Origin of the sequence: Aestuariivirga sp. (assembly GCF_047602625.1) — a bacterium.
GTDB lineage: Bacteria > Pseudomonadota > Alphaproteobacteria > Rhizobiales > Aestuariivirgaceae > Aestuariivirga.
This window is the reverse complement of sequence record NZ_JASGGV010000002.1, coordinates 1,767,499-1,779,824: the sequence shown is the minus strand read 5'-3', so window position 1 is coordinate 1,779,824 and position 12,326 is coordinate 1,767,499. Positions and strand designations below refer to the sequence as shown.

Sequence of the window (12,326 nt, the reverse complement as noted above, 5' to 3'; positions counted from 1 at the left end):
CCTATGCCCGCCACGCTAAGCGCCATGATGACCGCCGATGCTACCAGTGCAAAGGCGGTCATAGGCTTGTCCATCCAGTCCACCCGCGCTAGGTGGCGCTTGGCTCGCCGCCATCTCCCCATCCTCGCCGCCACGCTATGCCGCCTCCAAGAGGCCCGCTTTGGGGTCTAGGGTTGACAACAGGAACAGGTGATGGCCGCCAGCGGCTGCCACCTCCAGCGCCCGCTTGCCCGATTCCTGGCCTTTGATATCCCGCAGGTCTGGCATGGCCTGCGGTTCATCGGCAATGGCCGGTTTGGGGGCGCGTATGACCTGCGCGCCCTTCACGTGATTGATGAGCTGGATGAGATTTTCGGGCGCCAGGATATCCACATCCTCACCCGCCCATGCGGCCTCGGCGCCCGAGGCCTTCGGGCAGATCAGCCCCATGCCGCGGGCATTGGCAGCCATGGCGGCGGGGAGTGCCCCGGCCACACCCAGAATGCCGCTATCGAGCGACAGTTCACCCATCACCACATAGCGCTGCAGGAAATCGGGCGGGATGACCCCCAGCGCGGCCAGCAGCGCCAGGGCGATGGGGAGATCGAAATGGCTGCCTTCCTTCGGCAGGTCGGCGGGCGAGAGATTGACGATGAGCCGTTTGCCTGGAAGGGCCAGGCCAATGGCATGGAGGGCCGCGCGCACCCGTTCGCGGCTTTCGGCCACCGCCTTGTCGGGAAGGCCCACGACATGAAACAGAACCTGCCCCGACACAAACTGCGCCTGCACATCGACGGGGACAGCCTCAATGCCCTGAAACGCAACCGTTGATACCCGAGACGTCATCGCCAGCCCCATTACCGTAACGCAACGGTATCAGAGCTTTCCGGAATCAACAAGAACATTTATGGAACAAAGGCCGCCCGGAGAGCGGCCTTCATTGGTGCGGGATGTGCGGGGGCGTCAGATCGACTGTTCGATCCAGGACTGAAGCTGGTTCTTGGGGGCGGCGCCGACCTTGGTGGCGGCAACCTTGCCGCCCTTGAACACCATGAGGGTGGGAATGCCGCGCACGCCATATTTGGACGGGGTGGAGGGATTTTCGTCAATGTTGATCTTGACGATCTTGGCCTTGGGGCCAAGCGTGGCGGCGATTTCTTCCAGCGCCGGACCGATCATCTTGCAGGGGCCGCACCATTCGGCCCAGAAATCGACGATGACCGGCGTTTCGGACTTCAGGACATCGGCGTCGAAGGACTGATCGGAAACCTTGTGGGTGGACATGCTGAACCTCTTGGGGGGAATCGAAAGTCTGCTGGATTGAAAGGTAGGAGCCGGTCCGGGGTGGGTCAAGGCCGGTTGCCGGGAATGTGAAGCAGCGCATCGGCCAGCACGGAGCCGGGAAGTTCCATGAGGCCGAGGGTTTCCGTCCACAGGATGAAGCAGCGCACCGCCTGGCCGGGATGGATGGCCTGAAGCGCCTCCCGATAGGCGGCCATTTGCAGCCGGTAGGCAGGGCTTACGGCATCGGGCCGGGCGGGTGGCGCGCGGTCGGTCTTGTAATCGAAGGCAAGCACCTCGCCATCACGGAACAGCAGGCGGTCGAGACGGCCGGAGATGGGCTGATCGAGGGCTGCGATTTTCACGCGGATCGGGACTTCCGACATTCCTCCGGGCGCAAGAATGGCGCGCACATCTTCCCGCTGCACAAGATCGGAAAGCTGAACGGCGTCATTTTCATCCAGCCCGGATTTGATGAGCGTGCGGCGGATGAAGGCGGGCCAGTTTTCCGCTTTCACATCCGGCAGAAGCTGCAGGACGCGGTGGATGATGAGGCCGCGTGCGACAGCAGGCCGATTAACAGCGCCGGATTTTCCCAGTGACGAGGGCGTGGCATGAGCTTCGGTTTCAGGTTCAGGCGGCGGTGGCGTGTTGAGCCATGCGGGGAGTTCTGTGACTTGTGTGGCGGCGACAGGTTTTGCTGCCGCAAGAACCGGATCATCCCCCATGCGTCGCACGCCATCGCCCGCCTCGCGCATGAGAGGCTGAAGCGCATCTTCTACCATGCTGTACCAGCATTTGTCCGATGCCTCATGCTGGCCGCGATAGCCGCAGACATATAATTCGTCGCGCGCCCGCGTCATCGCCACATACAGCAGGCGGCGGTATTCATGCGCGCGGTCTTCCTCGCCCGCCAGCTTGTGGCGGGTGAGCGCCTGCGAAACATATCGCCCTGGCAACCGCCAGAACGGCAAGTCCTGCCCGCCATTGTCCGTCTCCAGCATCATCAGCGGGCTGGCCGTCTTGTGATCGGGCATGCTCACGGTATCCGGCAGAATGACGATGGGCGCTTCGAGGCCCTTGGCGCCATGGACGGTCATGATGCGGACTTCATCGGCGCCCTGCTCCATGTTGCGCTTGATCTCGACATCGCCGCTGGTGAACCACTGCACAAAGCCCTGCAGCGACGCACCATGGTCGCGCTCATGCGCCAGTGTTGCGTCGAGGAAGGCGTCCAGCGCATCGCGGGCCTCGCTGCCCAGGCGCGCATAAATGGCAGCGCGCGTTTCGGTGAGCACGGCGCCGAAAAATTCAAACGGCCTGAGACTATGCGCTAGGCCGCGCCAGCGCATCAGGCGGGCGGCGATTAGCTGGCAATCATTATCCGCGCTGTCCTGCAGGCGCTGCCACAGAGACTGCCCCCCCCGCTCCGCCGCCAGATCGAAAATCTGGGCTTCAGACAGGGGACGCGGCGCCAGCGGGCTTTTGAGCAGGCAGGCCAGCGCATAATCATCGCCCGGCATCAAGCAGAAGCGCGCCAGCGCCATGAGATCGAGGACGGCCAGGTTTTCACCCAGCTTCAAACGGTCAGCGCCGGCGACGGGAATGCCCGCCAGACGCAATTCGCGGATCAGCGCATCGAAAAAGGCATTCCGTACACGGACGAGAATGAGAATGTCGGAGGCCGTGACCGCCCGCCCGGCGGCCAGCAGCTGCCGATGGCCGATCCATGATTTGACCCTGGCTGCAACAGCGCGCGCCAGACGCCTGGCGGGCGAATTGGCGGGTTCCTGATCCACCGGAGCCTGCCAGGGCTGGTCTTCGCCACGATCCTCCGGCTCCACCAAAGGCCAGAGTTCGACAAGGCCCCGCTGTCCGACGCGTTGCGCCTGATGCAGGAAATCGCGGGGCATTGGCCCTTCGAGGCCTTGCCTGGCTAGGCGGCCGGGCGCGAACACCGCATCCACAGCCTGCAACACCGCTGGCAGCGAGCGGTAGGAAACCGTGAAATCCAAGGGATAGAAATTCTCCCCGGCGGCACGGATGCGCTCCCCGAAACCGGCGAAAACCTCCTCGAACACATCGGGATCGGCGCCCTGAAAGGAATAGATCGACTGCTTGCGGTCTCCCACCACGAACAAGGTGCGGGGCTTCGGGCGCTCCACGCCAATTCCGGAAAAGAACTCCTCGGTGAGGGCACGGATGATGTTCCACTGCGCGGGGCTGGTGTCCTGCGCCTCGTCCACCAGCACATGGTCAATGCCGCCATCGAGCTTGAACAGCACCCAGGCCGCATCGGGCTGCGCCGCCAAAAGACCTGACGTGCGCAAGATCAGATCGTCGAAGTCATAAGCGCCGCCGCGGCGCTTCTCGCGCTCGAAGGCCAGCGTGATGGCGCTTGCAACGGTGAGCAGCGCCAGCGTGGCGCGCAGATGCTCGAGATCGGCCAGCTTGCCAAGGGCCGTTGCAAGGCGCGCCTGTTCGGCCGTTGCAAAACCAGCGGCATCCGGCCATGCGGCGAGAATTTGGGCAGATGCCATGGTGCGGAGGCTTCGCGGCTTCTTCTCGCCGGTCAAATACACATCTTGCAGATCAAACAGCGTTGCGTTGGCACGCAGCAGAACACCGGCGATCTGGGATGCGACCGCTTTCGCGGCGTCAGAGCCTGTATTCAGTGCCGCGATGAACCGCTGGCAGAGGGGGCGATCCAGACTCAATGTGGCATGAACTGCCGCTTCATCTTCTCCCGGCTGAAGATCAAGCGCGGTGCGAAGAAGGGAACTGGCTTCCGCCACTCCACCTGTATTTTCCAGAATATCTGCGAGATCGGCACGCTGGCGGAGGATCGCCGTCAGCAGTTCGTCAAACTGTTCCGCCTGCGCATGACGCACAACTTCCGCGAAGGCGGTGCTGATGGCGCTTTGCGGGTCCCGCTGTATGCCCTGCAGCACATGGCGGCGCGCGGCGGACAAGGCTTCCGCCGAGGCCCTGTCGTCCATGACGGTGAAATCGGGAACAATTCCCGCTTCGACGGGAAAAAGCTGCAGCAGGCGTTCGCAGAAGGCATGGATGGTTTGGATCTTGAGGCCGCCCGGCGTTTCCAGCGCGGCGGTGAAAAGCTGCCGGGCGCGGCGCAGACGCTCTGGCGAGACATCCTCAGCGCCAAGCTCACGCAATTTACCCTGCAGATCCTCGTCCCCGAGCGTGATCCAGCCGCCCACGCGATCATAGAGCCGGGACGCCATTTCAGACGCGGCGGCGCGGGTGAAGGTGAGGCAGAGAATTTTCGACGGCTCGGTGCCGTCGAGCATCAAGCGGATCAGCCGGTTGATCAACACATGCGTCTTGCCGGAGCCCGCATTGGCATTAACCCAGGCGGAGGCTTTGGGATCGGATGCCTTGCCCTGCTGCGCATTGCCGCTCATGCCTTGCCACCTGACAAGGCCCATTCGCGGTAGCGCGAGAAATGATCATAGGGGAGCGCGTCGTCTTCCTTTTCCGCCATAACGCGTGGCAGGTAGGGCCGGGCCGGATCGGCATACACAGCAAGAAGATTTAGGAGCCCGGACAAATCGCGGTTGGCCGTGGCTTCAACCGTGTCATCGAGCCTGATCGGATTTTCCTTCACCGGCGGATCGCCCGCGCCCAATTTTACATAAGCGAGGTGACCCGCAAGCGCAGCACCAATGGCCGCGAAGGCGCCGCGCTTCAGCATGGCGGCTTCCAACGTCAACTGCGGCGCCAGGCCCGCATTGACCTGTTTGCTGCTTTTCACGCTGCCGGTCTTGTAATCGATGATGCGCGCCGTGCCATTGTTCAGAAGGTCAATACGGTCGGCGCGGCAGGTGAGCCTGAATTGCCCGGCGGCCGTCTCAAGGATCAGCTTGCCATCGATCTCGGCAAAGACCTGCCTGGCATCGGCGCGCAGCTTTTCTTCCTCAAGCAGAAAGGCCCTGGCAATGCGTTCGAACTGCGGCCACCAGAAAGGCCCGGTTTCAGGGTCTGTCAGGACCTCACCAAAGCTTGCACGCCCGAAGCGCAGCAATTCCCGCTCACCGTCCGGCGGAAGCGCCTGGGGATAGAGTTTCAGGAAATTTCCGATGGCTTCATGGAAGATCATGCCGCGGCGCGAGAAGGCGGCGGCGTCTCCCATCTCTTCGAGCGGTTTCAGATTCAAGACGCGCTCGGCATAGATCGCATAGGGATCGCGGATCAGCACCTCGACGCGGGTGACGCCCAGGCTCTTCGGGCGCGCGGCCACGGGAGGGGATGGCTTAGGCTTGCCGCAGGGCGTTACGGTTGCGGGCTCCTGGATCGCGGCAGAGAGCGCCTGCCATGGGGCTTCGGGAATGATGACGGACGCCGCCTTGAGGAGCATGCGAAGGCGGAGAATCCAGCGGGAGGGAATGACCGGCGCATCGCCAACACGGCGCGACCAGGTGAGCAGCACCTCCCGGCACCCGAAGGCCTGCGCGAAATCATGCGCGGTCTGGCCGATGGCGCGTTCCGGCTGCTGCATGTTGAGGCGTTCACGCATCGGGCGGTTGAGCCAGGGACCGCTGCTGGCCAAGGCCGGCCAGCGGCCCTCATTGAGGCCACCCAGAATCATCAGGTCAGGCTGTACAAGGCGCGCCTCAAGCAGGCCCAGAATGGCAAGACGGGCATGCGCAGCGCGCCTCGGACGAAGCGCCGTGACCGCCAGCACATGGCGGAGGTACAGCGCCGACTCGACAAAACCCGCCTCCGGGAGGGAAGACGCATCGCGCAGAAGATCGTCAATCAGCGTACGGAGCGCCTCGCCGCTTTCGCCGGGCCAATCCGCGCCCGCAATCACCGCGACGGCGTCCAGCACCGACATGACATGGCCGCCGAATGCGCCGGGCGGCCGGGATGACAGGGGACAAAGCGTATCGGCAAGCTTTTGCGCCACGGCGACGGCATCGGCCCACGTTCTATCATCGTGGCGCGCCAAAGCGGCTGGAACATGCGAATCCCTTCGCATCGACTCATGGCGGCGCAGAAGCTCTTTTGAAAGACCGGCCAAGGCAGGCGGCGTTGACCCGGCGCGGTAAGCTGCGAGTTCAATGACGTCTGCTGCTGCGTCGAGATTGGTTTTCTCCAGGCCGAAGCGCGCCTCGCCATGACGCAGCAACGCCATGACGCTCTCCGGCGCCAACCCGCCCAGCACGGCATCGATCGCCGCCGCCATGAGCGAGGCGATGCCAAAGCCGATCAGCGGCTCGCCCGCCGAGTCATCGATGGCGATGCCTAAGCCTTGCAGCTCCAGCTTCACGCGGCGCGCCAGTTCGCGGTCAGGCGTAACGAGGCAGGCAGTGCGCTCGGGCGCTTCCAATGCCTCACGGAGCGCCAGCGCGATGGCATGGGCTTCCTCCGGCACATGGCGGGTTTCCAGTGTTGACACGCCGGATACGCCGGCAGCGATTTTAGCCCGGCAATCAGCGGCAGTTTTCTGCCAGTCCTCCGAAGTCTCCGTGGGCCGCATGATTTCACTGACAAGCCATGCGCGCGGCGTTTCGGTGGTGCCGGGCAATGGCGCGACATCGCTGCGGCTGATGCCCAGATGCGCCACAAGGGATTTCAGAAGATATTGCGGATGCTGCGGCCCGGCTGCGGCCCAGCTTGCCTCATCCATCGCCATATCGAGGCCGGGAAGAACAATCGCCCCCTTGGGCAGGCGGGCGATGACACCCAAGAGATCGCGGGTTGCCGGAATTGAGCCGGTAGACCCTGCGGCAATGACGGGGCCATCGGGGGGATCGTCAGCCAGCCGCCGGGCCTCCCGGCGGAGCAGCGCGGCGCGGCGCTGCATGGGGCCGAGCAATCCCAGCGCGATGAGCCGGGCAGGCAGCTGCACCTGCACCAGAGCGAGGAAACCCAGAATGGCTTCACGGTGGCGGGCCGCTTCGACACCAAACAAATCACCCATCTGCCGGGCATCGATCTCTTCCGTCTCAAGCGTATCGAGGAATTCGCCCAGCGATACGGCAAGAGCGACGGACTGTTGCGGCGCGGCGGCCAATTCCTGGGCCAGCCGCTGCTGCGGATTGTCCCGCGCCCAAGCGGCAATGAGATCCATGAGGATCAGCTCACGCGCCTGCTGCGTCACGGCTTCGGGCAGGACTCCCTCATGATCGATCAGGCTGGCCGGGTCATCGAAAAGCTCTTCGTCGATATCACCGATGGGTCGGATGCGCGGCAGCAGCAGGCCAGCGCCGCCATTCCGCTCATAGAGGCGCTGCTCCAGGTCGCGGGCGGCGCGGCGGTTGGGCACCAGAATGGTGGTGCGGGCAAGTTCAAGGGCTGAGGGTGCGCGCGGGCCGGGAAATCCTGCCAGAACGGCCGCAGCCAGCGCATCGAGAAAGGGCTGGCCCACGGCCACATTGAAAACGCGCGGGCTGCGCAGGGGCGCCCCGCTCATGCGCGTAACGCCGCTTCGGCAAGGCCGATGGCATCCGGCGTTCCCACATGCAGCCAAAGACCGTCATGGATGATGCCATGCAGCCGCCCCCCGGCAATGGCGCGGTTCCACAAGAGGTTCATCGAAAACGGCCCCTGCGGCGCTTGCGCGAACAGGCGCGGATGAACGAGATAGACGCCCATATAGGCAAGCGCTGAGTGTTCATCAGCCGGCCTGCGCCTGAGTCTGCCTGTCTGTTCGCGGATAAAATCACCCTGTCCGTCATAGCCCACGGCGGCGTCACGACGTGACAGCAGTAGCAGGCAATCCATCGCATCGGCATTCCACGCCGTGCGCAGGCGCTCAAGCGCGGGCCGTCCCCGGTCACGCCAGAAACTGTCACTGTTGAGAACGAAGAATGGTTCGCCTCCCAGCAACGGCAGCGCATGCACGATGCCGCCGCCGGTATCGAGGATTTCCGCGCGTTCATCAGAGACGATCACCGGCGGGTCCGTCTTTTGCGCCGCCCATGTTTCGATCTGGCCCGCGAGATAATGCGCGTTCACCACGATGCAGGTCACATTTGCCGCGCGGAGTGCGTCATAGTCATGATCGATGATCGGTTTGCCGGCCACCTCGATCAGTGGCTTGGGCCTTGTATCGGTGAGCGGGCGCATGCGGGTGCCGAAGCCTGCCGCGAGGATCATGGCCGCCTGCCCCACGCTCATCCCCCGAGGCTCCCGTCCAGCACCTGCGGCAAATGGGTTTCAAACCATGCCCGGAGCGGCTTAAGCACGGGATGTTCGAGATTGCGCGCGAGGTAACGCGCCACACGCGGCATGTGGCGGAGATAGCCAGGCTTGCCGTCGCGCTTTGCGAGCCTTGCAAAAATGCCAAGAATCTTGGTGGCGCGCTGGGCCCCGAGCACGGCATAGGCGGTGGCGAAATTTTCGTGGTCAAAGTTAGCGCCGCGCAGGCGGCAATACTGCGCGAACAATGCGTCCGCCATCGCAAAATCAATATCGACACGCGCATCCTCCAGCAGGGAAGCGAGATCATAGGCAGGGTGGCCCAGAACGCAGTCCTGCGTGTCGATCAAGCCAACGCGCTTTATGCCATGGCGCTCCGGCAGCCAGAGCAGGTTTGGCGAATGGTAGTCACGCAGCGTCCATACGGGATGCTGGGGCGCTGCATGCGGAAGAATGGCGCGCCACAGCGCCGTAAATTCATGATGCAGCGCCGCCGGAATGTGTTCGTTGCGCAGGAAGGGCCAGAACCATGAGGGGAGCAGATCAACCTCGATCAGCTGGGCGCGCAAATCATAAGGCGGAACATCGTGCAGCAGAGACCCTGTGACGGGAACCCGCGACGGCCATTCCTGACCGGCGATCTCCGCCAGAACGCCCACCGCAGCGCGCAAAGGTTCGTCCATGCCATCGCCTGCCAGCATCATGCGGCCATAGACGTTGCGGCCAAGGTCTTCGATAATCGCAAGGCCTTTATCAACGTCGCAGGCAAGAATGTGCGGGGCGGAAAATTCGCGCTTGGCCAGTTCCGTGTTGATGGCGATGACGGCGCGGATATCCTCGGCCAGATGGGCGATGGCGCTGTATGGCAAGCCATCCTGCACCGGCGGGCCGTCGGGCCTGGCCTGCATGTCCATCAAAATCGCGTGCGTGCCATCCTGCTGCACCGTTTCATAGCGGCGGAAGGAGGCATCTCCTTCGAGGAAGCGGCGCTTTGCCTTGCCCCAGCCGTTTTGCAGCAGAAACGCTCCGATGACGTTATGCCGCTTCAGCGCCGCGGCGCACCGGCCCCATGCCGTGATGCTGAGTGTGCGTGTGGCGCCCGATCCTGAAATGACAATCCGCGCCCTGTCCTCCCAACCCACCGCGCCGAGGCGGTCCGGCCATTCAATCAGGAGAACATGGCGCGCCAGAAGATCGTCGAGCCCCAGTTCCATGCATTCCTGTTGCGAGGCGGTGCGGTAGAGATCGGCGTGAGCCACAGGCACGCGCGTTTCATCGTAGGATTGCACGAGCGTGAAAGTGGGGCTTGGAATGTCAAACTCCGCACCCTCCGCCAATGCACGGATGAAGGCGCGGGCAAAGGTTGATTTTCCCGCACCCAGATCGCCCTCCAGCAGCAGCGCCATGCCGGGACTGGCGAACAGCGACAGATCGGCGGCCAGCCGCTCCATCCGGTCGAGGGTGAGTTCGGGAAACTCCGCCGAAGCGTCAGGCAATCTTGCGGGCATGGCCTGCCATCTGGCCCAGCAGGCGCGGACCTTCAAGGGGGAAGGAACACAGCACGGTGGTGCCCTGGTTCACCTTCGACAGCAAGGACACCTGGCCCTCGTGGAGATCGACAAAGCTCTTGACGATCGCCAGGCCCAACCCGGGCCCACGATGGCCGCCAGGCACATGGCGGGCCTGGAACCGGTCAAAGGCGCGTTTCTGGAAATCCGGATCGATGCCGCGCCCCATGTCGGAAACCCAGAGCTGCATCATGCCGCCGGTCTTTCGCGCGCCCATGCGAATGGCGCCGCCATTTTGCGAAAAGCCCACGGCGTTCGACAGAAGATTGATAAGCACCTGCTCGATGCGCTTGGCATCGGCGATGAACGTGCCGGCATCTTCTGCGACTTCAATGTTGAGCGTGAGATCGCGCTGCTCGATGGCAGGCGCCAGGCGCGAGGCTGCCGCCTGAAGCACCTCCGTAACCTCGACAGGCTCCAACTTCAGCTCCATCGCGCCCGCATCGATGGCGGAAAGGTCGATGATGGCGTCGATGATGTTTTTGAGCTCTTCCGAGGATCTGCGGATGTCGAGCACATATTCCCGTTGCTTCGGGGAGAGCGGCCCGGCGATGCCGAGCTGCAGGCTTTCGGCAAAGCCCAGCACGCTGGTGAGGGGCGTGCGGATTTCATAGGAGACGTTGGACAAGAACATGTTCTTGAGCCGGTCGGCCGCTTCCAGCGCCTCGGCGCGGTCACGCAGTACGCGCTCCATGCGGGCCGAGTCGGAAATATCGGAAAAGGTCAGCAGTGAATTGCCATCGGGCAGCGGCACGGTTGCATAGTGCAGAACGCGGTCATGGATGGTCAGCTTGCCGTTGACAGGCTCGCGCGCCGTTTCAAGCCGGGTGATGCCCAACTTCACCTCATCCCATGCCGCCGCTGCCGCTTCATTCTGACCGCCGCGCGCCGCTAGGTCATCGATATGCGGTTCCTTTGACAGCATGTCGGCATGGAAACCCCAATACTGGCCGAAGGCGGGATTGAACAGCTTGAGGCGTCCGTCCGAACCGAACAGCGCCACGCCTTCCTCCAGATTGTCCAGCGTTTCGCGCTGCACGGTGATCAGTTCATTGTAACGGCTTTCGAGGCGGATTTCGTCGGTGGCATTCTCGTAGAGATAGGTGACGCCGCCAAAGGGGTGCTGCTCGCACACCACATGAAGCGAGCGGCCATCCGGCAGGTACCACCAGCTTTCGCGCATCTCGAGCGTGGTATAGGCCTGCAATTGCCTGGCCCGCCATTCGCGGTAATTGGCCTGCTCGGGGATAGAACGGAGCGAGCGCAGGCGGTCAAGAATCTCGCCGTCTGTCGGATGGCTGTCTAGCCATTTCGGGTCCAATGGCCAGAGCGCCGCATAGGCAGCATTGTGAAAGCGCAGCCTCTGGTCCGGGCCGAAAATGGCAATCGCCGTATCCAGCTTGTCGAGGGTGGAGGCATGGGCGCGGATGTGGCGGTCCAGTTCCTTCTCCGCCTCTTCCAGCGCCGTCATGTCAACGGCAAATCCGGCGCGGCCATCGGCCAGGGCAATTTCGTAAATGCTCAAGGCGCGCATGGCGCCAGCGATCACGGCATGGACACGGCCGGCATAGCCGGTTGCCGCGTTGGCGCCGCTGCGGTCCATCTTCGCATCGCTGGCAAGCTCGATTGCCGCCGTGATGACGGCCCCGCTGTCCGGCGCTTCGACAGCCTTCACATAGGCCTGATTGACCCAGGCCAGCCTGCCATTGCCGTCCCTGAGCCAAACCGGCAGAGGAGATGCGTCGAGGACGGCGGAGAGGCGCTCCACCTGCTTGCCGAGCTTTCGCGCATCATAAGCCAGTTCGTTGATCTGGCGGCGCTCGCCCGCCAGCGGGCGGAACCGCAAGGTGGCAAAGCCGCCGGCCGTTCGGCCATCTGCTTCCAGCAATTCATGCGAGCCGGTGCGGACGGCAAGATTGAAGGGCGTGCCGGTTTCGCGCATCTGCGCCACGGCATTTGCGAGGGCATCGGCTGAGTCATGTTCAAGCCAGGCAGGAAAATCGAGGAGCGTGGGCAGGTCTTCCGGAACCCGCGCCGCGCTATGCATGGAGCCCAGCATGCGCTCGGGCGCATCGTCCCTGCCGCGCCAGATCACCAGCACATGGGCTTCGGCGGCAATCGCCGATTCCGCTTCGTTGAGGCTCAATTCAAGCTCTGCAATGCGGCGGCGGGCCTGCGCGTCGTCCCGGGTCAGCCTGCGCACCACCGCGAGCGCCCAAAGGAACACGGCGACCGCGGCAAACACCGCGGCCAGCACGATCGGATCGCTGCCGATGATCTTGCCGAAGCCGGCGTTCATTCTGTCTCCGGTCATATTACCGGATGCGCCCG

Annotated in this window: 7 protein-coding genes; all 7 read right to left on the bottom strand. The window is 63.6% G+C overall.

Going from position 1 to position 12,326, the window contains the following annotated elements:
• Nucleotides 1–135 precede the first annotated feature (135 nt).
• Nucleotides 136–825 carry a magnesium chelatase domain-containing protein gene (locus QM694_RS13825; RefSeq protein WP_415007513.1) on the bottom strand — a complete coding sequence of 230 codons (690 nt, stop codon included), beginning with the start codon at nucleotides 823–825 and terminating at the stop codon, nucleotides 136–138.
• A 117-nt stretch (nucleotides 826–942) separates the two neighbouring features.
• Nucleotides 943–1,263: a thioredoxin gene (gene trxA, locus QM694_RS13820; protein ID WP_415007512.1), complete on the bottom strand. Its 321-nt coding sequence runs from the start codon at nucleotides 1,261–1,263 to the stop codon at nucleotides 943–945.
• Between the two features lie 65 nt (nucleotides 1,264–1,328).
• Nucleotides 1,329–4,685, bottom strand: a complete 3,357-nt coding sequence (addA, locus tag QM694_RS13815) for a double-strand break repair helicase AddA (protein ID WP_415007511.1) — start codon at nucleotides 4,683–4,685, stop codon at nucleotides 1,329–1,331.
• Nucleotides 4,682–7,699, bottom strand: a complete 3,018-nt coding sequence (addB, locus tag QM694_RS13810) for a double-strand break repair protein AddB (RefSeq protein WP_415007510.1) — start codon at nucleotides 7,697–7,699, stop codon at nucleotides 4,682–4,684. Before addB ends, addA begins: the two co-directional genes overlap by 4 nt.
• On the bottom strand, nucleotides 7,696–8,406 hold the full coding sequence (locus tag QM694_RS13805; protein WP_415007509.1) for a nucleotidyltransferase family protein: 711 nt from the start codon (nucleotides 8,404–8,406) through the stop codon (nucleotides 7,696–7,698). The genes addB and QM694_RS13805 overlap by 4 nt, the downstream gene beginning before the upstream one ends.
• A complete protein-coding gene (tsaE, locus tag QM694_RS13800; RefSeq protein WP_415007508.1) occupies nucleotides 8,403–9,935 on the bottom strand; it encodes a tRNA (adenosine(37)-N6)-threonylcarbamoyltransferase complex ATPase subunit type 1 TsaE in 1,533 nt (510 codons plus the stop codon). The genes QM694_RS13805 and tsaE overlap by 4 nt, the downstream gene beginning before the upstream one ends.
• A complete protein-coding gene (locus tag QM694_RS13795) occupies nucleotides 9,916–12,294 on the bottom strand; it encodes an ATP-binding protein (RefSeq protein ID WP_415007507.1) in 2,379 nt (792 codons plus the stop codon). Before QM694_RS13795 ends, tsaE begins: the two co-directional genes overlap by 20 nt.
• Between the last annotated feature and the right edge of the window lie 32 nt (nucleotides 12,295–12,326).